The 20784-nt window shown below is 64.2% G+C and carries 21 protein-coding genes; 18 read left to right on the forward strand and 3 right to left on the reverse strand.

All coding sequences use genetic code 11. The features are described 5' to 3' along the window. On the reverse strand, window positions 1–677 hold a 677-nt coding region (locus tag EOD07_RS01735), incomplete at its 3' end, for an IclR family transcriptional regulator (RefSeq protein ID WP_164772024.1). 165 nt (window positions 678–842) lie between these two features. Here EOD07_RS01735 and EOD07_RS01740 point away from each other — a divergent pair. The 11 genes from EOD07_RS01740 (at window position 843) to EOD07_RS01790 (ending at window position 10923) form a co-directional block, all read left to right on the forward strand. Next, a complete protein-coding gene (locus EOD07_RS01740; RefSeq protein WP_127233700.1) occupies window positions 843–2159 on the forward strand; it encodes a sugar ABC transporter substrate-binding protein in 1317 nt (438 codons plus the stop codon). A 129-nt stretch (window positions 2160–2288) separates the two neighbouring features. Next, window positions 2289–3185: a sugar ABC transporter permease gene (locus EOD07_RS01745; protein ID WP_127233701.1), complete on the forward strand. Its 897-nt coding sequence runs from the start codon at window positions 2289–2291 to the stop codon at window positions 3183–3185. A gap of 2 nt (window positions 3186–3187) precedes the next feature. Next, window positions 3188–4054 (forward strand): carbohydrate ABC transporter permease, encoded by an 867-nt coding sequence (locus EOD07_RS01750; protein ID WP_041007170.1) that lies wholly within the window; start codon window positions 3188–3190, stop codon window positions 4052–4054. A gap of 5 nt (window positions 4055–4059) precedes the next feature. Continuing rightward, window positions 4060–5157 (forward strand): sn-glycerol-3-phosphate ABC transporter ATP-binding protein UgpC, encoded by a 1098-nt coding sequence (gene ugpC / locus EOD07_RS01755; RefSeq protein ID WP_127233702.1) that lies wholly within the window; start codon window positions 4060–4062, stop codon window positions 5155–5157. 2 nt (window positions 5158–5159) lie between these two features. Then, the gene (locus tag EOD07_RS01760; protein ID WP_127233703.1) at window positions 5160–6272 is read left to right on the forward strand and encodes a mandelate racemase/muconate lactonizing enzyme family protein; all 1113 of its coding nucleotides are present in this window, start codon (window positions 5160–5162) and stop codon (window positions 6270–6272) included. A gap of 10 nt (window positions 6273–6282) precedes the next feature. Further along, entirely contained in the window at window positions 6283–6612 is a 330-nt protein-coding gene (locus tag EOD07_RS01765) for an L-rhamnose mutarotase (protein WP_127233704.1), read from the forward strand. Then, window positions 6605–7678, forward strand: coding sequence for a Gfo/Idh/MocA family oxidoreductase (locus EOD07_RS01770; protein ID WP_127233705.1), 1074 nt, complete (start codon window positions 6605–6607; stop codon window positions 7676–7678). Before EOD07_RS01765 ends, EOD07_RS01770 begins: the two co-directional genes overlap by 8 nt. An 8-nt stretch (window positions 7679–7686) precedes the next feature. Continuing rightward, window positions 7687–8133 carry a MaoC/PaaZ C-terminal domain-containing protein gene (locus EOD07_RS01775; RefSeq protein ID WP_041007161.1) on the forward strand — a complete coding sequence of 149 codons (447 nt, stop codon included), beginning with the start codon at window positions 7687–7689 and terminating at the stop codon, window positions 8131–8133. 16 nt (window positions 8134–8149) lie between these two features. Then, window positions 8150–8881, forward strand: a complete 732-nt coding sequence (locus tag EOD07_RS01780; RefSeq protein WP_127233706.1) for an SDR family oxidoreductase — start codon at window positions 8150–8152, stop codon at window positions 8879–8881. A 39-nt stretch (window positions 8882–8920) separates the two neighbouring features. After that, window positions 8921–10198, forward strand: coding sequence for an L-fuconate dehydratase (locus EOD07_RS01785; RefSeq protein ID WP_127233707.1), 1278 nt, complete (start codon window positions 8921–8923; stop codon window positions 10196–10198). 65 nt (window positions 10199–10263) lie between these two features. After that, window positions 10264–10923: a DUF2161 family putative PD-(D/E)XK-type phosphodiesterase gene (locus tag EOD07_RS01790; protein ID WP_127233708.1), complete on the forward strand. Its 660-nt coding sequence runs from the start codon at window positions 10264–10266 to the stop codon at window positions 10921–10923. 424 nt (window positions 10924–11347) lie between these two features. Here the strand turns inward: EOD07_RS01790 and dgoD are convergent, their stop codons facing one another. Continuing rightward, window positions 11348–12496: a galactonate dehydratase gene (dgoD, locus tag EOD07_RS01795; protein ID WP_127233709.1), complete on the reverse strand. Its 1149-nt coding sequence runs from the start codon at window positions 12494–12496 to the stop codon at window positions 11348–11350. A 14-nt stretch (window positions 12497–12510) separates the two neighbouring features. Continuing rightward, window positions 12511–13200 (reverse strand): FadR/GntR family transcriptional regulator, encoded by a 690-nt coding sequence (locus EOD07_RS01800; protein WP_082037350.1) that lies wholly within the window; start codon window positions 13198–13200, stop codon window positions 12511–12513. 271 nt (window positions 13201–13471) lie between these two features. Between EOD07_RS01800 and EOD07_RS01805 the strand changes: the two genes are divergently transcribed. The 7 genes from EOD07_RS01805 to EOD07_RS01835 all read left to right on the forward strand — a co-directional run. Further along, window positions 13472–14464: an arabinose ABC transporter substrate-binding protein gene (locus EOD07_RS01805; protein WP_127233710.1), complete on the forward strand. Its 993-nt coding sequence runs from the start codon at window positions 13472–13474 to the stop codon at window positions 14462–14464. A 72-nt stretch (window positions 14465–14536) separates the two neighbouring features. Further along, entirely contained in the window at window positions 14537–16048 is a 1512-nt protein-coding gene (araG, locus tag EOD07_RS01810; RefSeq protein ID WP_127233711.1) for an L-arabinose ABC transporter ATP-binding protein AraG, read from the forward strand. Between the two features lie 9 nt (window positions 16049–16057). Further along, on the forward strand, window positions 16058–17008 hold the full coding sequence (gene araH, locus EOD07_RS01815) for an L-arabinose ABC transporter permease AraH (RefSeq protein WP_127233712.1): 951 nt from the start codon (window positions 16058–16060) through the stop codon (window positions 17006–17008). After that, entirely contained in the window at window positions 17005–17769 is a 765-nt protein-coding gene (locus EOD07_RS01820; RefSeq protein WP_127233713.1) for an SDR family oxidoreductase, read from the forward strand. The genes araH and EOD07_RS01820 overlap by 4 nt, the downstream gene beginning before the upstream one ends. Window positions 17770–17795: 26 nt before the next feature. Then, window positions 17796–19103: an ABC transporter substrate-binding protein gene (locus tag EOD07_RS01825; RefSeq protein WP_127233714.1), complete on the forward strand. Its 1308-nt coding sequence runs from the start codon at window positions 17796–17798 to the stop codon at window positions 19101–19103. Then, entirely contained in the window at window positions 19103–20032 is a 930-nt protein-coding gene (locus EOD07_RS01830; RefSeq protein ID WP_127233715.1) for a sugar ABC transporter permease, read from the forward strand. The genes EOD07_RS01825 and EOD07_RS01830 overlap by 1 nt, the downstream gene beginning before the upstream one ends. Next, the coding region (locus tag EOD07_RS01835; protein WP_164772025.1) for a carbohydrate ABC transporter permease at window positions 20032–20784 on the forward strand (753 nt) is incomplete at its 3' end. The genes EOD07_RS01830 and EOD07_RS01835, both read left to right, overlap by 1 nt.

Raw genomic sequence — 20784 nt, forward strand, 5'->3', positions numbered from 1 at the left:
GTGATATAGGGAATGGTCAGCGCCGCGATGGCCCTGCCGTCCGGCCCCAGCACCGGCGTCGAGAGATTGTAGACGCCGGCGGTCTGCAGCGATGCCATCATCTCGTAGCCGCGGTCGCGCACTTGGTCGAGGCGGGCGAAGAACTCCGGCGTCAGCGCGAACTGTTCGTTGCTCTGCAGGTGCTCGGCGATCATCATCTTGCGCTCTTCGGGCGAGCGGAAGGCAAGCAGCACATGGCCGGAGCCGGTGTCGAACAGGCTGATATGCGAGCCGACGCGGATCGAGATGCCCCAGTAGCGCGGCGCTTCCTGCTGGGCGATGACCACGGCGGCGCCGCGGTCGAACACCACCAACTGGTTGGCCTGCCATGACGTCTCGGCCAGTTCCCGCATGATCGGCGTCGCATAGGACACCAGCCGCCGCACTGGCGCGTGCAGTTGCGCGAGGCCGAAAAGCTTGAGCGTCAGCGAATAGCGGTCGCCGTCGATCTTGGTGACATAGCCGCGCCGCACCAGGCGGTCGAGCATGCGGTAGAACTCGTTCGGGCTGCGGTCGAGCCGTTTGGCGATCTCCGCCTGCGTCAGCCCGCCGTCCACGCTCGACAGCAATTCGAGAATGTCCAGTCCCTTGTCCAGCGCCGGCGCGCGGTAGCGGTCCCCATCTTCTTCTTCGGCCACCAGCCCCTCCAGTGAATTTCGCTCTGCATATATGCATGAACTTCATTCGGCTGGAAGCATAATCGCCTTGACCCGGGAATGAAAATGCTATTTGCATATGAATGAAGCTTAAGCGATCGGTCGCGCACTCGGCGGGCCGTCGCTGCGAGCCCATGGGAGGAGAACATGACGAGACTGGTTCTAGGCATTTCCGCCGGCCTGGCTGGCCTTTTGCTGAGCGGCACCGCTTTTTCGGCCGATCTGCCCGGCAAATTTCCGGGCGTGACGATCGACGTGAAGCTGATCGGCGGCCAGCAGTATGAAAAGCTCTACGAGCGCATCCCCGAATGGGAGAAGGCGACCGGCGCCAAGGTCAACATCCTGACCAAGAAGAACGGCTTCGACATCGACAAGGAACTGAAGTCCGACATCGCCTCGGGCAGCACCAACTGGTGCGTCGGCTGGAACCATTCGTCCTTCGCGCCGCAATATACGAGCCTGTACACCGACCTCAGCAAGCTGCTTCCAAAGGAAGAGATCGACGCTTTCGTGCCGTCGACCATCAAGGCCGCGACCATCGACGGCAAGTTGGAGATGCTGCCGCGCGCCCAGTTCGACGTCTCGGCGCTCTATTACCAGAAGAGCCTCTACGAGAACGCCGACAACAAGACCAAGTTCAAGGCCAAATACGGCTATGACCTCGCGCCGCCGGACACCTGGAAAGAGGTCACCGATCAGGCCGAGTTCTTCGCCAATCCGCCGAATTTCTACGGCACGCAGTTCGCCGGCAAGGAAGAGGCGATCAACGGCCGTTTCTATGAGATGGTGATCGCCGAGGGCGGCGAATACCTCGACAAGGACGGCAAGCCCGTCTTCAACTCCGAGGCCGGCATCCGCGCGCTCGACTGGTTCGTCAACCTCTACAAGGCCAAGGCCGTGCCGGCCGGCACCACCAATTACCTGTGGGACGATCTCGGCCAGGGCTTCGCCTCCGGCACCGTGGCGATCAACCTCGACTGGCCGGGCTGGGCCGGCTTCTTCAACGACCCGAAGTCGTCGAAGGTCGCCGGCAATGTCGGCGTGAAGGTCGCGCCCAAGGGGTCTGCCGGGGTGCGTACCGGCTGGTCGGGTTTCCACGGCTTCTCGGTGACCGAGAACTGCGCCAACAAGGAGGCAGCCGCCTCGCTCGTCTGGTGGCTGACCAATGAGGACAGCCAGAAGCTGGAAGCCGCCGCCGGGCCGCTGCCGACCCGCACCGCGGTCTGGGACTGGGACCTGAAGCAGGCCGAGAACGATCCGTACAAGAAGGAGGTTCTGGCCGCCTTCCAGGAGGAAGCCAAGCACGCCTTCGCCGTGCCGCAGACGCCTGAGTGGATCGAGATCTCGAACGCCGTCTACCCCGAGCTGCAAGCGGCGATCCTTGGCGACAAGACGTCCAAGCAGGCCCTGGACGAGGCCGCCGCCAAGGCGACGCAGATCCTCCAGGACGCCGGCAAGCTCTAACGATAGCTTTCAAGGCCGCCTCCCCCGTCGCGAATGGGGGAGGCGACTTGCCGCGACCGGCCTTTCCGTTCCGGCCGGGCCCTTGCCCATGGCGGAACGAAGTTTGATGCAAAACCTGACAGGATCCTGATGAAGGGCTTCAAGCCATCCGCGCCGTTCCTGCTGCTGCTCCCGGCCATCATCGTGCTGGCGGCGGTCGTGGTGCTGCCGTTGATCCTGTCGCTCTATTCCAGCTTCACGCCGTTCCGCCTGACGCGGCCTGAGACCTTCTTCGTCTTCGTCGGCTTCCGCAATTACCTGTCGATCCTGTCCAATGCCGATTTCTGGTGGGCCTTCGGCCGCACCGTTCTGTTGCTCACCATCGCGCTGAACCTTGAAATGCTGCTCGGTCTCGGCCTGGCCATGCTGGTCGAGAAGGCGACACGCGGCCAGCGCATCCTGCGCACGCTGATGATGTTCCCGATGATGTTCTCTCCGATCCTGGTCGGCTTCCAGTTCAAATTCATGTTCAACGACAATATCGGCCTGGTGAACAACGCGCTGCAGTCGCTGGGCATCACGCAGGATGCCATCCCGTGGCTGATCGAAGGCCATCTCGCCTTCATCGCCATCGCGATCGCCGAAATCTGGTCGTCGACCTCGATCTTCGCCATCCTGATCCTGGCCGGCCTGCTCGCCATGCCCAAGGAGCCGATCGAGGCGGCGCGGGTCGACGGCTGCACGCCCTGGCAGACCTTCCGCTATGTCACCTGGCCTTTCGTCATGCCCTTCGCCTACATCGCCATGACGATCCGCTCGCTCGACGTGGCGCGCGCCTATGACATCGTCAAGATCATGACCGATGGCGGCCCGGCCGGCCGCACCGAGCTTTTGTGGACGCTGGTCGGACGCACCGCCTACAGCGACGCCCGCATGGGCCTCGCCAACGCCATGGCCTATTTCTCGATCCTGCTGTCGATCGCCTTCACCGTCTATTTCTACAACAAGCTCGCCGCGGCGCGCGCACAGATCGGCGCGGAGTGGTGAGAATGGACGAGAACGCCTCCGCCCGCCTCACGCGCCGCGCGCTGACCGTCGCGCATCGCGTCGGCCTCTTCCTTGCCATGCTCGTTATCTGCCTGCCGGGCATCTGGATCGTGCTGTCGTCGCTCAGGCCCACGGTCGAGATCATGGCGAAGCCGCCGGTCTGGATTCCGCAGGAACTGTCTTTCGACGCTTACATCGCCATGTTCAGCGGCATCGGCAAAGGCGGCATTCCGGTGCTCGACTATTTCCGCAACTCGCTGATCATCTCGGTAACCTCGACGGTGATCGCAGTGGCGATCGGCATGGCCGGCGGCTACGCCTTTGCGCGTTACCGCTTCCGCGGCAAGTCGGGCATGTTCCTCGGCCTGATGCTGACGCGCACCGTGCCCGGCATCGCGCTCTCGCTGCCTTTGTTCTTCCTCTATGTGCGGCTGGGCATCATCGACACCCATATCGGCATGATCCTGGCCTATGTCGCGCTCAACGTGCCCTTCACCATCTGGCTGATCGACGGTTTCTTCCGCCAGGTGCCGAAGGACTTGGCCGAAGCCGCGCAGATCGACGGCTGCACGCGCTGGCAGGCCTTCTGGCAGGTCGAATTCCCGCTGGCGCGTCCCGGCATCGCCTCGGCGGCGATCTTCGCCTTCCTCACCTGCTGGAACGAGTTCGCGCTGGCTTCGCAACTGACTCGCTCCGTCAACTCCAAGACGCTGCCCGTCGGGCTGCTCGACTACACGGCCGAGTTCACCATCGACTGGCGCGGCATGTGCGCGCTGGCCGTGGTGATGATCATCCCGGCGCTGACCCTCACCTACATCGTCCAGAAACATCTCGTCGGCGGCCTCACCTCCGGCGCGGTGAAAGGTTGAACTGCATGGCAACGGTTTCGCTGAAAAAGCTCACCAAGCGCTACGGCAACATGGAGATCGTGCACGGCATCGATCTCGAGATCGCCGACCGCGAATTCATCGCGCTGGTCGGCCCGTCCGGCTGCGGCAAGTCGACGACCTTGCGCATGATCGCGGGGCTGGAGGATATCAGCGGCGGCAACATCGACATCGGCGGGCGCACGGTCAACGACCTGCCGCCGCGCTTGCGCAACATCTCCATGGTATTCCAGTCCTACGCGCTCTACCCGCATATGACGGTGCGCGAGAATCTCGGCTTCTCGCTCAAGATCGCCGGCGCGGCCAAGGACGACATGGATCGGCGGGTGGCGGGGGCTTCCACCATCCTTGGTCTCGACGAACTGCTCGAACGCCGCCCCTCGCAGCTTTCCGGCGGCCAGCGCCAGCGCGTCGCCATGGGCCGCGCCATCGTGCGCGATCCGGATGTGTTCCTGTTCGACGAGCCGCTCTCCAACCTCGACGCCAAGCTGCGCACGCAGATGCGCACCGAGATCAAGAAGCTGCACGCCAAGGTGAAGTCGACGGTCATCTACGTCACCCACGACCAGGTCGAGGCGATGACGCTCGCCGACCGCATCGTCATCATGCGCTCAGGCCATATCGAGCAGGTCGGCACGCCGGACGAGGTGTTCAGCCGTCCCGCCACCCGCTTCGTCGCCGGCTTCATCGGCTCGCCGCCGATGAACCTGCACGAGGCGACGGTGAGCGACGGCAAGCTGGTCTTCGGCGGCGGCGACAGCTTGCCGCTGCCCGGACAGTTCAAGTCGAAGACGGCTGCCGGCGACAAGGTCGTGTTCGGCATTCGCCCGGATGATTTCTATCCCACCGGCCACGGCCTGAGTTCCGGCGGCGAGACGGAAGTCCACCGCGTCGAGCTGCCGGTCAGCATCACCGAGCCGCTCGGCAACGAAACTTTGGTCTTCGCCGAATTCAACGGCACCGACTGGGTTTCGCGCATGCTCAATCCGAAGCCGCTGAAAGCCGGCGACAGGGTCGGCATGAGCTTCGATCTGAGCCGCACGCATCTGTTTTCCGCCGAAACCGGCAAGTCGCTGAGGAGCTGAGCATGGCGAAAATCGAGAAAATCGAACTGCGCATGGTCGACCTCGTGCCGAAGGTGAAGCGCACCGACGCCATTCAGAGCTTCGTCAGCCAGGAGACGCCGATCGTCACCATCACCGATTCCGACGGCGCGACCGGCACTGGCTACAGCTACACGATCGGCACCGGCGGCTCCTCGGTGATGCGGCTTCTCGCCGACCATCTCGCGCCGCGCCTGATCGGCCGCGACGCCGACCAGATCGAGGCGATCTGGCACGAGCTCGAATTCGCCACCCACGCCACCACGATCGGCGCTATGACCGCGATCGCGCTCGCCGCGATCGATACGGCGCTTTGGGATTTGCGGGCAAGAAAACAGAACCTGCCGCTCTGGAAGCTCGCCGGAGGCGCCAAGGACCGCTGCCCGCTCTATACGACAGAGGGCGGCTGGCTGCATATCGAGACGCAGGCACTGGTCGACGATGCGCTGGAAGCGAAGGCCAAGGGCTTTACCGGCTCGAAGGTCAAGATCGGCAAGCCCCATGGTTCAGAGGACGTCGCGCGGCTGTCGGCGGTTCGCAAGGCGGTCGGCTACGGCTACGAGATCATGACCGACTGCAACCAGGGCTTTTCCGTCGACGAGGCAATCCGCCGCGCCGAACGGCTGCGCGAGCTCGATCTCGCCTGGATCGAGGAGCCGCTGCCGGCCGACGACATAGACGGCCATGTGCGGCTGTCGAAGTCGACCGCGACACCGATCGCGGTCGGCGAGTCGCTCTATTCGATCAGGCACTTCCGCGAGTACATGCAGAAGGGCGGCGCCAGCATCATCCAGGTCGATGTCGGCCGCATCGGCGGCATCACGCCATGGCTGAAAGTCGCGCACGCGGCGGAGGCTTTCGACATGCCGGTCTGCCCGCATTTCCTGATGGAGTTGCATGTCAGCCTGGTCTGCGCCATCCAGAACGGCAGATATGTCGAGTATATTCCGCAGCTCGACGAGTTGACGGGCGCCAAGATGCGCATCGAGAATGGCCATGCGCTGGCGCCCAGCGAGCCCGGCATCGGCATCGACTGGGACTGGGACTCGGTGAAGGCAAGAAGCATCGCCGAATTCACCACGGCGATCGTGAAATAGGGAGGCGGATATGCAGCGCATGGGAATGGTGCTCGGGCTGAAGCCCGAGAAAGTCGAGGAATATGTCCGGCTCCATGCCGCCGTATGGCCGGACGTTCTCGCCATGATCTCGGCCTGCAACATCAAGAACTATTCGATCTACCTGAAGCGGCCGGAGAACCTGCTTTTCTCCTATTTCGAGTATCACGGCACCGACTACGCCGCCGACATGGCCAAGATGGCCGCCGATCCGAAGACGCAGGAATGGTGGTCTGTCTGCATGCCCTGCCAGGAGCCGCTGGAAACGCGCAAGGAAGGTGAGTGGTGGGCGACGATGGACGAGGTCTTCCACCATGACTGACGCCTTCGATCCGGCATCACTGGTACAGTCCTGGCCCAAGCCCTCGAAGCCGCGTCCGATCGTCACTTTCGGCGCCGGCTCGATCGTCGGCGACGCGCATTTTCCCGCCTATCGCAAGGGCGGCTTCCCGATTTCCGGCCTCTACGATCCGGACCAGGCGAAGGCGCAAAAGCTCGCCGACAAATGGGGCGTGAAGGCATTCCGTTCGGTCGAAGAGGCTGCAGCGGTGAAGGACGCAATCTTCGATCTCGCGACGCCGCCGAGCCGGCATGCCGAGGTGCTGAAGGCGCTGCCCGATGGCGCGGTGGCGCTGATCCAGAAGCCGATGGGCAATTATCTCGGCGAGGCGACCGAGATCCTGGAAATCTGCCGCGCCAAGCAACTCAAGGCGGCGGTCAATTTCCAGCTCCGCTTCGCGCCGATGATGCTGGCGCTGAAGGATGCCATCGCCCGTGGATGGCTGGGCGAGGTCGTCGATTTCGACGCGCTTCTGGCGCTCGACACGCCGTGGCAACTTTGGGAATTCCTGCTCAAGGCGCCGCGCGTCGAGATCGCCATGCACTCGATCCACTATCTCGACCTGATCCGCCAGCTTCTCGGCAATCCGCTCGGCGTGCACGCCAAGACGCTCGGCCATCCCAACCACAAGGTCGCGCAGACCCGCACCAGCGCCATCCTCGACTATGGCGACACGGTGCGCTGTGGGCTGTCGATCAACCACGACCACAAATTCGGCCGCCGCTACCAGGCCTGCGAGTTCCGCATCTGCGGCACCGAGGGTGCTGCCTATGTCAAGCTCGGCCTCAATCTCGACTATCCGCGCGGCGAGCCGGACATTTTGGAAATCCACCCGAAAGGCGGCTCGGAGTGGGTCACCGTCCCGCTCGCCGGCGAGTGGTTCCCCGATGCCTTCGTCGGCCGCATGGCCAACGTCCAGCGCTTCGCGTCCGGCGAGGACAGCGAGCTGGTCAGCTCCGTCGAGGACGCCTGGCACACCATGGCTCTGGTGGAAGCCGCCTATAAATCGAGTGCCGCGCCTGCGACGCCGCTGGCCGCAAAGCCGTAAGGCAGAACATGGAACAGACCACCTATTTCGAGGACTACGAGATCGGCTCGTCGCGTCTCACCAGCGGCCGCACGATCACCGAGACCGACTTCGTCGTCCATGCCGGCCACACCGGTGATTTCTTTCCGCACCACATGGACGCCGAGTTCATGAAGACGACGCCCTTCGGCCAGCGCATCGCGCATGGCACGCTGGTCTTCTCGGTCGGCGTCGGCTTGACGGCGAGCGTCATCAACCCGGTCGCCTTCTCCTATGGCTATGACCGGCTGCGCTTCATCAAGCCGGTCTTCATCGGCGACACGATCCGCACGCGCACGACGATCGCCGCCAAGGAGGATGACCCGAAACGGCCCGGATCGGGTCGCGTCATCGAGCGCGTCGAAGTTCTAAATCAGCGCGACGAGGTCGTGTTGGCGGCGGATCACATCTACATCGTCGAGCGACGGCCCGGCTGAACACGGAGACAAGAACATGGCTGACATCACAGGCAAGGTCGCGGTCGTCACGGCGGCCGCGCAGGGCATCGGACGGGCAAGCGCGCTGGCATTCGCCAAGGCGGGCGCCATCGTCCACGCCACCGACATCAACGAGACGGCCCTGGCCGAGCTCGCCAGGACGCCCGGCATCACGACGCGCAAGCTCGACGTGCTGAACGACGGGGCTGTGAAATCCGCCTTCGCCGAGATCGGCCAAGTCGACGTGCTGTTCAACTGCGCCGGCTTCGTCCATGCCGGCTCCATCTTGGAGATGAAGGACGAGGATCTCGACTTCGCCTTCAACCTCAATGTGCGCGCCATGATCCGCACCATCCGCGCCGTGCTGCCCGGCATGCTGGAGCGCGGCGACGGCTCGATCATCAACATGGCCTCCGTAGCCGGCGCGCCGAAAGGGGTGCCGAACCGTTTTGCTTACGGCGTGACCAAGGCCGCCGTCATCGGCCTGACCAAATCGATTGCCGCGGATTATGTCGCCAAGGGCATACGCTGCAACGCCATCTGCCCGGGCACCGTCGAGAGTCCGTCGCTCGAGGGCCGCATGCGCGCGCAGGGCGACTATGACGTTGCCCGCGCGGCCTTCATCGCCCGCCAGCCGATGGGCAGGATCGGCACGCCGGAAGAGATCGCCGACCTCGCCGTCTATCTGGCCGGCGCGACCTACACGACCGGGCAGGCCTATAACATCGACGGCGGCTGGTCGATCTAGGCGGGGAAGGCGGGTGGCAATTCAGTCACGAGGCAGAGAATGACGAAAATCACGGACCTCAGAACCTTCGATCTGCGCTTCCCGACATCGCAAAGCCTCGACGGCTCCGACGCGATGAATCCCGATCCGGACTATTCGGCGGCCTATGTCATCCTTGACACCGATCGCCCGTCGCTGAAAGGCCATGGCCTCACCTTCACCATCGGCCGCGGCAACGAAATCTGCTGCGCGGCGATCGAGGCGCTGCGCCATCTCGTCGTCGGGCTCGACCTCGACTGGGTGAAAGAGGACCCCGGCCGTTTCTGGCGCCATGTGACCGGCGACAGCCAGTTGCGCTGGATCGGCCCCGACAAGGGCGCCATGCATCTTGCGGTCGGCGCGGTGGTCAACGCGGTGTGGGACCTGTGGGCCAAGGAAGCCGGCAAGCCGGTCTGGCGCCTGGTCGCCGAGATGAGCCCGGAAGAGATCGTCCGCATCGTCGACTTCCGCTACCTCCCGGATGCCATCACGCCGGCCGAGGCGCTGGCGATCCTGAGGAGGGCCGAGGCCGGCAAGGCCGGGCGCATCGCCACGCTCGAGCGCGAAGGCTATGCCTGCTACACCACCTCGGCCGGTTGGCTCGGCTATCCCGACGACAAGCTCAGGTGCCTCTGCCAGGAAGCGGTCGACGATGGCTTCAACCACATCAAGCTCAAGGTCGGCCGCGACCGCGCCGACGACGTCCGTCGCTTGAGGATCGCCCGCGAGGTCATCGGCCCTGATCGTTACCTGATGATCGACGCCAACCAGGTCTGGGAGGTCGACCAGGCGATCGACTGGCTCAAGGACCTCGCCTTTGCGAAACCCTTCTTCATCGAGGAGCCGACCAGCCCGGACGATGTCGCCGGCCACGCCAAGATCCGCAAGGCTGTCGCGCCGATCAAGGTCGCGACGGGCGAGATGTGCCAGAACCGCATCATGTTCAAGCAGTTCATCGCCGGCGGCGCGATCGACGTGGTGCAGATCGATTCCTGCCGCATGGGCGGACTGAACGAAGTGCTGGCCGTGCTTCTGATCGCGGCCAAGTTCGGCCTGCCGGTCTGGCCGCATGCCGGCGGCGTGGGCCTGTGCGAATATGTCCAGCATCTGTCGATGATCGACTATGTCGCCGTGTCGGGCAGCAAAGACGGACGGGTGATCGAATATGTCGATCATCTGCACGAGCACTTCCTCGAACCCTGCGTGATCCGCGACGCCGCCTATATGCCGCCCCAGGCGCCGGGCTTTTCGATCGAGATGAAGGCCCAGTCGATCGAGGATTACCTGCATCGCGCCTGACATCGGTGCCCTGACCGCAATGGTGCCGCTGGGCCGACCGGCCGCGAATCGGCTATGCCTGACGCATGCAGGAAACCTCCCTCTACGAGCCGGTGAAGCGGTTCCTCGAGAGCATGGATTTCGCCGTCAAGGGCGAGGTCGGCGGCTGCGATGTGGTCGGCGTGCGCGCCGGCGAGCCGCCGGTCGTCGTCATCTGCGAGCTGAAGCTGCAATTCAACCTCGAGCTTGTTCTCCAAGCCGTCGACCGCGCGGCGGCCTGCGACGAGGTCTGGCTCGCCGCCTGTATGTCGGCGCGCGGCAAGGGCCGCGAGCACGACCGCCGCTTTCGCGCGCTCTGCCGCCGTCTCGGCTTCGGCCTGCTGGGTGTCGGCAAGAAAGGCGAGGTGGAGCTGCTGCTCAGTCCCGCCGCCTTGCCGCCGCGCCGGGATCCCAGGCGGCGCTCGCGCCTGGTCGAGGAGCATCACCGCCGCAAGGGCGATCCGTCCATCGGCGGAAGCACGCGCAAGAAGCCGATCATGACCGCTTATCGCCAGGAAGCGCTGGCCTGCGCCGCCGCCATGGCCGACGGCCCGAAGCGACCGCGTGATCTCAAAACCCTTTCGCCGCGCGCGGCGAGCATCCTGCAGCATAATTACTATGGCTGGTTCGCCCGCGCCGAGCGCGGCATTTACGCGCTGACCGAAGCCGGCCTCGCAGCGATTGAGCCGCTTCCGGCGACGCTGTAGGCAGTGGAGTAATTTGCCGGCTTGCCGCTAGTGGCACGCACAGGGACTTGGACCGGTCGCCTCTGTTTGCGTTGACAGGTGGCGTGCGTTGGAGATTGGTTGAAGCCGCCCCAACCTCGTCATTCTAGGGCGAAGCAGGAGCGAAGCTCCGTCGCGAAGACCCTAGAATCCATGCCGTTACCTTCGCCACGGCGTGCAACGGAGCAAAATTCTGCACCGTGGCGGCGCTTCCAAGTCACGGAATGGATTCTATGGTCTGCGCTGCGTCGCTTCGCTCCTTGCTCCGCCATAGAATGACGAGGTTGGGGCGGCTTCAACCAATCTCCGGCGTTTGCGCTGATTTCACGGACATGAACAGAAAATCTTGCACGGAGACAAACGGCAACCTTTCAAAATCCCTGTGTCGGGGAACTCCTCGCCCAGCTTACCACTCGGCAAACGAACCGTCCTTGTGGCGCCAGACCGGGTTGCGCCAGCGATGTCCTTCCTTGGCGCGCTCCTTGACATGCTCCTCATCGATCTCGACGCCCAGGCCGGGTCCGTCGGGTATCGCGACATAGCCGTCCTGATAGCGGAACACGTCCTTGTTGGCGGCATAGTCCAGCAGGTCGTTGCCGGCATTGTAGTGGATGCCGAGGCTCTGCTCCTGGATGAAGCAATTGTAGCTCACGGCGTCGAGCTGCAGGCATGCGGCCAGCGCGATAGGCCCGAGCGGACAATGCGGCGCCACAGCCACGTCATAGGCTTCCGCCATCGCCGCGATCTTGCGGCATTCGGTGATGCCCCCGGCATGCGACAGGTCCGGCTGGATGATGTCGACGACCGCTTCCTCGAACACCGGCTTGAAGTCCCAGCGGCTGTAAAGCCGTTCGCCGAGCGCGATCGGCGTCGAGCCGAGCGCGGCGATCTCCTTCAGCGCCTCGCGGTTTTCGCTGAGCACCGGCTCCTCGATGAACATCAGCCGGTAGGGCTCCAGTTCCTTGACCAAAATACGCGCCATCGGCCGGTGCACGCGGCCGTGGAAATCGACGGCAATGCCGATATCGGGGCCGACCGCCTCGCGCACCATGGCGACCCGCTCGACCGCGGCGTCTATCCTGTCGTGGCTGTCGACGATCTGCAGTTCCTCGGTGCCGTTCATCTTGAGCGCCTGGAAGCCGCGCGCCACCACATCCTGGGCGCCGGCGGCCACTTCCGCCGGCCGGTCGCCGCCGATCCAGGAATAGACCTTGATCGTCTCGCGCAGCTTGCCGCCGAGCAGCTCGTGCACCGGCACGCCGAGCGCCTTGCCCTTGATGTCCCACAGCGCCTGGTCGATGCCGGCGATGGCGCTCATCAGGACCGGCCCGCCGCGATAGAAGCCGCCGCGATGCATGACGGTCCAATGATCCTCGATCAGGCGCGGGTCCTTGCCGATCAGATAGTCGGCCAGTTCCTTGACCGCCGCTTCGACCGTCAGCGCCTTGCCTTCGACCACAGGCTCGCCCCAGCCGCTGATGCCGGCGTCGGTCTCCACCTTGAGGAACAGCCAGCGCGGCGGAACGATATAGGTGGTCAGAGCGGTGATCTTCATGCGGTCTGCCGGTCTCAGTTGTTTTTCAATTTCTTGGCGCTGACGAGGTCGCGTGCGGCGAGATCGAGTATCTTGTCGGCCGCGTTTCGCGCGGCGACGGCGTCGCGCATGCGCAGCGCCTCGACCACCTCGCCATGCGCCGCCGCCGCTTCCCTGCGCCGGACCGGAGAGATCGTCGCGGTGGCTTCCAGCGAAAACAACAGCGCCGTGTCGATCAGCTTGCCGATCTGACGGAAGATCGGGTTGTGACTCGCGCCATAGACGATCTGGTGGAAGACGATGTCGGAGCGCGAGAACTGCGTCAGGTCCTCGCCGGCGCCGGCCATGCCTTGCCAGGCTGCCTCGAGGTCGGCGATTTCCTGCAGCGTCGCGCGTGTTGCCGCAAGCTCGGCGACCAGCGGCTCGATGGCGCGGCGGGTTTCGAGGATCGCGTCGAACAGCTTGTCGTCCAGCGCATGCGGCGCATGCCAGGCCAGCACCTGCGGATCGATGATGTTCCAGTTGTCCTGGTCGCACACGACTGTGCCGACGCGTGGCCTGGACAGCACCAGCCCCTTGGCCGCCAACACTTTCAGGGCTTCGCGGATGACGGTGCGGCTGACGCCGTATTCGATGCCGAGATCGTTCTCGGTCGGCAGCGACGATCCGGCCGGATAGCGGCCGGAGAAGATGTCGGAGGCGATCGCCTTGGTCACGTCGGGCATGACGCGCGGACGGCGCGCCGTCGCGCGCTCTTCCTTGTCTTCGTCAGCCTTCTTCGGTGTTTCGTTCACCTCAGCCCCTCCTCCAAGGCAGCGAACCCTTCGGTTTGCGCGCAATTGGTCCGGCCTTAGCGGATACGAATGATTTGCGCCAGCGACTACTTATCGGACTACCTATCTCATTTATCATACCAGTTCAATTGACGGGTATGATAAAATTGATTACACACGGCCAATCCGGGCTGAGCGCCCGGCCGTTTGCTGGGAGGTAATCATGCGACTTTTGAAAACCGCGCTCGTCGCGGGTGCTCTCGCCGTCTTGTCGGTCACCACGATCGCGTCGGCTCACGCTCAGGACACCAAGATCGGTTTCATCGTCAAACAGCCGGAGGAGCCCTGGTTCCAGGATGAATGGAAGTTCGCCGACCAGGCCGCCAAGGAAAAGGGTTTTACACTCGTCAAGATCGGCGCCGAGGACGGCGAGAAGCTGATGTCGGCGATCGACAATCTGGGCGCTCAAGGAGCGCAGGGCTTCGTCGTCTGCACGCCGGATGTGAAGCTCGGCCCGGGCATCGTCGCCAAGGCCGCCGCCAACAATCTCAAGCTCATGACGGTGGACGACCGTCTCGTCGGCGCCGACGGCAAGCCGCTGGAAGACGTGCCGCATATGGGCATCTCCGCCGCCAAGATCGGCGAGGCCGTGGGTCAGGCCATCCTTGACGAGATGAAGGCGCGCGGCTGGAAGATGGACGAGGTCGGCGCGATCCGGGTTTCCTACGACCAGCTGCCGACCGCCGTCGATCGCGTCGAGGGCGCGATCTCGGTGCTGAAGGCCGCCGGTTTCAAGTCGGAAAACATCTTCGATGCGCCGCAGGCCAAGACCGACACGGAAGCCGCGCTCAACGCCGCGACCGTGGTGCTCAACGCCCATGCCGACATCAAGAAGTGGATCGCCTTCGGCCTCAATGACGAGGCGGTGCTCGGCGCCGTACGCGCGTCCGAAAGCGTCGGCATTCCGGCCGACGGCATGATCGGCGTCGGCATCGGCGGCGCGGAATCGGCGATCAACGAGTTCAAGAAGCCCGCCGCCACCGGCTTCGTCGGCACGGTGATCATCTCGCCCAAGCGGCACGGCTATGAGACGGCGCTCGACATGTATGACTGGATCGCCAACAACAAGGAGCCGGCCAAGCTGACGCTGACCGCCGGCGCGCTGGCCAAGCGCGACGACTATCAGAAGGTGCGCAAGGACCTCGGCATCGAATAGTCCTCCCTGTAAGGACAGGCGGCGGCTCGATGCCGCCGCCTGTTTGGCATGCTCAAGAAGGATCGAGGCCCCGTGTCCTTTCTCGAATTCTCCAACATCACCAAGACCTATCCAGGCGTCAAAGCCTTGTCGGATGTGTCGTTCGGCGTCGAAAAGGGCGCCGTGCACGGGCTGATGGGCGAGAATGGCGCCGGCAAATCGACGCTCATCAAGATCCTGTCCGGCGACCAGCATGCCGATGCCGGCGCAATAAGCATCGACGGCAAGGTCCAGGCCTATGCCTCGACCAGGGACGCCTTCGACAATGGCGTCATCGTCATCCACCAGGAATTGCAGCTGGTCCCCGAGCTGACCGTTGCCGAGAATCTCAGCCTCGGCCGGTTTCCGGCAAGCGGAGGCGTCATCGCCCGCCGCCGCATGCTCGACGATGTCGGCGCCAAGCTGAAATCGGCCGGCATCGACATCGACATGCGCCGCAAGGTCAAGACGCTGTCGATCGGCGAGCGCCAGATGGTCGAGATCGCCAAGGCGGTGATGCTCGACGCCCGCGTCATTGCGCTCGACGAGCCGACCTCGTCGCTATCCTCGCGCGAAAGCGAGATTCTGTTTAAGCTGATCGACCGGCTGCGCGGCGAGGGCAAGGTCATCATCTATGTCTCGCACCGCCTCGACGAGGTCTTCCGGCTCTGCGACAGCCTGACGGTGCTGCGCGACGGCAAGCTCGCCGCGCATCATCAATCGCTCAAAGGCGTGACGCGCGATCAGGTCGTGGCCGAGATGGTCGGCCGCGAGATTTCCGACATCTGGGGTTTTCGTCCGCGCAAGACGGGAGAGGTTCGCCTCAAGGTCGATGGCTTGAGCGGCGCCAGGTTGCGGACGCCGGCCAGCTTCGAAGCCCGCGCCGGCGAGATCGTCGGCTTCTTCGGCCTCATCGGCGCCGGCCGTTCCGAGCTGATGCGGTTGGTCTTCGGCGCCGACCCGCGTCTAGGCGGCACGATCACGTTCGACGGCAAGACGGTTGCCGCCGCCAGCCCGCATGACGCGATCCGGGCCGGCATCGTGCTCTGCTCGGAAGACCGCAAGCATGACGGCATCATCCAGGGCCGTTCGATCGAGGAGAACATCAACATCTCCTCCAGGCGCCATCACACGCGCTTCGGCGTGTTGAGTCGCGCCAGCGAGATCGCGACGGCCGAAACCTTCATCAAGAAGCTCAAGGTGCGCACGCCTTCGCGCAGGCAGGACATCGTCAACCTGTCCGGCGGCAACCAGCAGAAGGTCATCCTCGGCCGCTGGCTGTCGGAGCAGGACATACGCGTGCTCATCGTCGACGAGCCGACGCGCGGCATCGACGTCGGCGCCAAGTCGGAGATCTACGAGCTGCTCTACCAGCTCGCCGAGGACGGCATGGCGATCATCGTCGTCTCCTCCGAGCTGCCGGAAGTGATGGGTATCTGCGACCGCATCCTGGTGATGTGCGGGGGGCGTATCAGCGCCGAGCTCGCGCGAGACCAGTTCGCCGAAAAGGCGATCCTGGCCGCGGCGCTTCCCGACAAGAAAACCCCCGACGCGATCGCATCCTAAGGATTTGTAATGACCGATCGATTGAAGAAGGTCCTGCTCGGCGAACAAGGCCTCGTCGTCATCTTCATCGTCGCCTTCGCGCTGGTGTCGCTGCTGGTGCCGAACTTTCTCACCGACCGCAACATGCTTGGCCTGCTGCAGTCCGTGGTCACCGTCGGCATCGTCGCCTGCACGATGATGTTCTGCCTGGCGGCGCGCGATTTCGACCTGTCGGTCGGCTCCATCGTCGCCTTTGCCGGCATGGTCGCGGTGATGGCATCCAACTACACCGGCTCGATCCTGCTTGGCCTCATCGTTGCCATTGCCTGCGGCGCCGTCGTCGGCTGGGTCAATGGCGTGGTCATCGCCAAATTCCGCATCAACGCCCTGATCACCACCTTGGCCACCATGCAGATCGTGCGCGGCTTCGCGCTGATCTCGTCCGACGGCCGCGCCGTCGGCATCAACAGCCCGGATTTCTATCAGCTTGCCTTGTCGAAGCTGCTCGGCATCCCGACGCCGATCTGGGTGCTGGCGGTGCTCTTCGCCATTTTCGGCTTCGTGCTGAACAGCACCGTCTTCGGCAAGAACACGCTGGCCATCGGCGGCAATCCGGAGGCCTCGCGCCTTGCCGGCGTCAATGTCGACAGGACGCGCATCTGGATCTTCACGCTGCAGGGCGTGGTCTGCGGCATCGCCGGCATCCTGCTTGCCTCGCGCATCACCTCCGGCCAACCCAACGCCGCGGTGGGCCTGGAGCTGTCGGTGATCTCGGCCTGCGTGCTCGGCGGCGTCTCGCTGGCCGGCGGTAGGGCCACCATGTCGGGCGTCATCGTCGGCGTGCTGATCATGGGCATCGCCGAGAACGCCATGAACCTGCTCAACATTCCGGCCTTCTACCAATACATCGTGCGCGGCGTGATCCTGCTCCTGGCCGTGCTGCTCGACAATCTGCGCTCCTCGGCATTGGGGCGGCGCTGATGGGACGCCTCGAGGGAAAACGCATCTTCCTCACCGGCGCCGCGCAAGGCATCGGCTACGCCATCGCCGAGGCCTGCCTGCGCGAGAAGGCCGAGCTGTTCCTGGTCGACCGCGACGCGAACCTGCTCGCCGAAAGCGCTGCCCGTTTGGGCAAGGTCGCTCATGCCACGGCCGACATCGCCGACGCCGAGGCAATCGACGCCGCGATGGCCGCGGCGACGAAGGCCATCGGCCCGATCAATGCCGTCATCAACAATGCCGGCATGAACGTCTTTTCGACGCCGCTCGACGCCTCTGAGGACGAGTGGACGCGCAACCTCGACGTCAACGTGAAGGGTGCCTGGCACTGCGCCAGGGCGGCGCTGCCAGGGATGATCGGGCAGGGCGGCGGCGTGATCTTGAACATCGCCTCGACGCACGCCTTCACCATCATCCCGCACACTTTTCCCTATCCCGTCGCCAAGCATGCCTTGCTCGGCCTGACCAAATCGCTGGCGATCGAATATGCCGGCAACAATGTGCGCGTGAACGCGCTGGCGCCGGGTTATGTCGCCACCCAGAAGGTCATCGATTACTGGAACGGTTTTGAGGATCCCGAGGCCGCGCGCGCCAAGACGCTGGCGCTGCATCCGGGCGGGCGGATCGCCACGCCGCAGGAGATCGCCATGGCGGCGGTCTTTCTCGTCTCCGACGAATGCCCCTTCATCAACGCCGCCTGCCTCGTGGCGGATGGCGGCCTGAGCGTGCTTCACCACCCCTGACACACAAGCCATAATGGGAGGAAACCATGGCGACTGATGTTATCGAGAAGTTCCTGCTGACGCGTCGCCAGGCGCTCGCGCTCGGCGCAAGTGCAGCACTAGCCGGTGCGCTGCCGCGCGGCGCCTTCGCCGCGGACGAGAAAGTCACGCTCTGGCATGGCTGGACCGGCGCCGACAACACCACCGCGCTCAACGGCGTCATCGACACCTTCAACAAGGGCGGCAAGGGCGTCACCGTCGAGCCGACCGGCTACGACTGGGATACGCTTTTCTCCAAATGGGTGGTCTCCTCGGCCGGCGGCCGCGCGCCGGACCTGGTGCTCTTCCACATCACCGAGCTGCCGGAATTCGCCACGCGCAAGGTCATCCGCCCGATCGACGACGTCGTCGCCTCATCCGGCCTCGACCTGTCGCAGGTTCCGGATGCCGGCCGCACAGGCGTGACCTTCGACGGCAAGGTCTATGCCGCGCCGCTCGATGTGCATCCGCTCGGCTTCTACTACAATGTCGATATGGTGCAGGAGGCGGGGCTCGATCCGGCCAAGCCGCCGAAGACCGGCGAGGAATTTCTCGAATGGGCAAAGAAACTGACCGTCAAGGACGGCAGCGGCAAGGTCACGCGCTACGGCTTCGAATTGCCCAACACCTGGGCGACGGCGCGCTGGATCTGGTTCAGCCTGATGTACCAGAATGGCGGCACCTTCCTTGACGACAAGGGTCTGGCTGCGGTCGATAGCGAGGCCTCGCAGAAGGCGCTGCAATATCTCGTCGACCTGATCAACGTGCATGGCGTGACCAACCCCGAGGTCGGCGGCAACAAGGGCGAGGATGCTTTCGCCTCGAAGCAGGTCGCCATGAAGTTCATCGGCCCTTGGGAGGTCAATCTGCGCATGGCGCAGAAGATGAATTTCATGACCGCGCAGCTGCCGGTGTTCGGCCAGAAGGCGGCCGTCTGGGCGAACTCGCATTGCATGGCGGTGTCGAAGCAGAAGAGCGACGACAAGCTCGCCGCCGACGGCACCTTCATGAAGTGGTTCTTCGACAACTTTGCCGCCCCGGCCACCACTGTCGGCATCATCCCGCAGAGCAAGGCGGTGCGTGAAAGCGCGGCGTTCACCGGCACCGAGCAGTACAAATACTTCAAGTCCTTCGTCGACGACCTGCCCAACATCGTCTACGAGCCGCTGATCCCGCAATACCTGTCGGTCTTCTCCTTCGACAAGCCGACGCCGCTGGTCACCAATCTGCAGGCAGCCCTCAGCGGCTCGAAGCCGGTGCCGGACGCTCTGAAGGCGATGAAGGAAGGTCTCGACGCGCAGCTGAAGAAGGGCTGATGACATCGCTGGCATCACAACCGGCGGGCCGCTCCAGCGCCCGCCGCGCAGCGGCGCAGGAAGGAGGGGCGGTGCGCAGCGGCATGACACTCGCCGCTTATCTCTTCCTGTCGCCCTATCTGGCGCTGTTCATCGCCTTCATGCTGTTGCCGACGCTCGCCGCCGTCGGCATCAGCTTCATGCGCTGGGACATCCTCGGCACGCCGGAATTCATCGGGCTGGACAATTACCGGCAGATATTCGCCGATCCGCTGTTCCTGACCGCGATTAGGAACACCTTCTATTTCGTCTTCCTGACGGCGATCCCGATGGTCGTGCTCGGCCTGGCTCTGGCCATGCTGCTCGACCAGAAGCTCAAGGGCACCGCCTTCGTGAGGACGGTGGTGTTCCTGCCCTACGTGGTCATGGTCTCGACGGTCGGCATCCTCTGGGGCTGGCTGTTCGACAAGGGCACCGGCCTGGTCAACTATTACCTGACAACCATCGGCATCGAGCCGGTTGCCTGGCTCAAGGATCCGCACTGGTCGATGCCGGCTTTGGCCATCACCACCATCTGGTGGACCGTCAACACCAACATGATCATCTTTCTGGCCGCGCTGCAGGACATCTCCGAGGAGTTGCATGATGCCGCCACGCTCGACGGCGCAGGCCCCTGGCAGCGCTTCGTCTACATCACCTTGCCCTTGCTGCGGCCGGCCATGGCGCTGGTCACCGCGCTCACCATCATCAATGGCTGGCGCGTCTTCGGCCAGGCCTATGTGATGACGCAGGGCGGGCCGGAGGCGAGCACCTTCGTCATCGTGCAATATATCTACCTCACCGCGTTCCAGAATTTCGAAATGGGCCCGGCCGCCGCCGCGGGCGTGGTGCTGCTCCTGATCACGCTGGTCTTCTCGCTGGCCCAGATGAAGCTGATGAAGGCGATCTGATGCAGGACCAGCGCTCCAACCGTGCCGGGAAATCGCTTGGTGGGCGCACGCTCGCCTATGTGCTGATGATCGTCGTGACGGCGCTGTGGGGCGCGCCGATCCTGTGGATGCTGGTCACCTCGATCAAGCCGGAAAGCGAAATCTATACCTATCCGCCGGCCTGGATACCGGACGCGCCGACGCTGGAAGCCTATGGCGCGCTGTTCCAGCGCTTCCCCATGCTGACCTGGTTCCGCAACTCGGCCGTCGTCGGCATCCTCACCACCGTGCTGACCCTGGCCGTCGATGCCTTGGCCGCCTATCCGCTGGCGCGCATGCAATTCCCCGGCCGCCGCGTCATCATGGGCGTGATCTTCGCGACCTTCCTGCTGCCCTACGAACTCCTCTTCGTGCCTTTGTTTCTGGGCTTGAACAGCTACGGCCTGGTCGACAGCATCTTCAGCCTGACCGTGCCGGCGTCGGCCAATGCCTTCGGCGTCTTCCTGCTCACCCAGTTCTTCCAGGCCGTGCCGCGGGAGCTGGAGGACGCCGCCATCATGGACGGCTGCGGCCGTTTCGGCTTCTTCTGGCGCATCCTCTTGCCGCTGACCAAGCCGGGACTTGCCACCGTCGCGATCTTCACCTTCGTCGCCAGCTGGAACAACTTCTTCTGGCCGCTCATCGCCACCAATTCCGACGAAACCCGCACGCTTCCCGTCGGGTTGGCGACATTGGTCGGCGGCGCCGGCATGTCGATGAAGCAGAGCGTGCTG

The organism is Mesorhizobium sp. M2C.T.Ca.TU.002.02.1.1 (assembly GCF_003997225.1).

Bases quoted from the DNA above. Each gene is read 5' to 3' on its own strand.
- EOD07_RS01740 (WP_127233700.1), top strand. From the start codon at position 843: ATGACGAGACTGGTTCTAGGCATTTCCGCCGGCCTGGCTGGCCTTTTG.
- EOD07_RS01745 (WP_127233701.1), top strand. From the start codon at position 2,289: ATGAAGGGCTTCAAGCCATCCGCGCCGTTCCTGCTGCTGCTCCCGGCC.
- EOD07_RS01750 (WP_041007170.1), top strand. From the start codon at position 3,188: ATGGACGAGAACGCCTCCGCCCGCCTCACGCGCCGCGCGCTGACCGTC.
- ugpC (WP_127233702.1), top strand. From the start codon at position 4,060: ATGGCAACGGTTTCGCTGAAAAAGCTCACCAAGCGCTACGGCAACATG.
- EOD07_RS01760 (WP_127233703.1), top strand. From the start codon at position 5,160: ATGGCGAAAATCGAGAAAATCGAACTGCGCATGGTCGACCTCGTGCCG.
- EOD07_RS01765 (WP_127233704.1), top strand. From the start codon at position 6,283: ATGCAGCGCATGGGAATGGTGCTCGGGCTGAAGCCCGAGAAAGTCGAG.
- EOD07_RS01770 (WP_127233705.1), top strand. From the start codon at position 6,605: ATGACTGACGCCTTCGATCCGGCATCACTGGTACAGTCCTGGCCCAAG.
- EOD07_RS01775 (WP_041007161.1), top strand. From the start codon at position 7,687: ATGGAACAGACCACCTATTTCGAGGACTACGAGATCGGCTCGTCGCGT.
- EOD07_RS01780 (WP_127233706.1), top strand. From the start codon at position 8,150: ATGGCTGACATCACAGGCAAGGTCGCGGTCGTCACGGCGGCCGCGCAG.
- EOD07_RS01785 (WP_127233707.1), top strand. From the start codon at position 8,921: ATGACGAAAATCACGGACCTCAGAACCTTCGATCTGCGCTTCCCGACA.
- EOD07_RS01790 (WP_127233708.1), top strand. From the start codon at position 10,264: ATGCAGGAAACCTCCCTCTACGAGCCGGTGAAGCGGTTCCTCGAGAGC.
- dgoD (WP_127233709.1), bottom strand. From the start codon at position 12,496: ATGAAGATCACCGCTCTGACCACCTATATCGTTCCGCCGCGCTGGCTG.
- EOD07_RS01800 (WP_082037350.1), bottom strand. From the start codon at position 13,200: ATGCCCGACGTGACCAAGGCGATCGCCTCCGACATCTTCTCCGGCCGC.
- EOD07_RS01805 (WP_127233710.1), top strand. From the start codon at position 13,472: ATGCGACTTTTGAAAACCGCGCTCGTCGCGGGTGCTCTCGCCGTCTTG.
- araH (WP_127233712.1), top strand. From the start codon at position 16,058: ATGACCGATCGATTGAAGAAGGTCCTGCTCGGCGAACAAGGCCTCGTC.
- EOD07_RS01825 (WP_127233714.1), top strand. From the start codon at position 17,796: ATGGCGACTGATGTTATCGAGAAGTTCCTGCTGACGCGTCGCCAGGCG.
- EOD07_RS01830 (WP_127233715.1), top strand. From the start codon at position 19,103: ATGACATCGCTGGCATCACAACCGGCGGGCCGCTCCAGCGCCCGCCGC.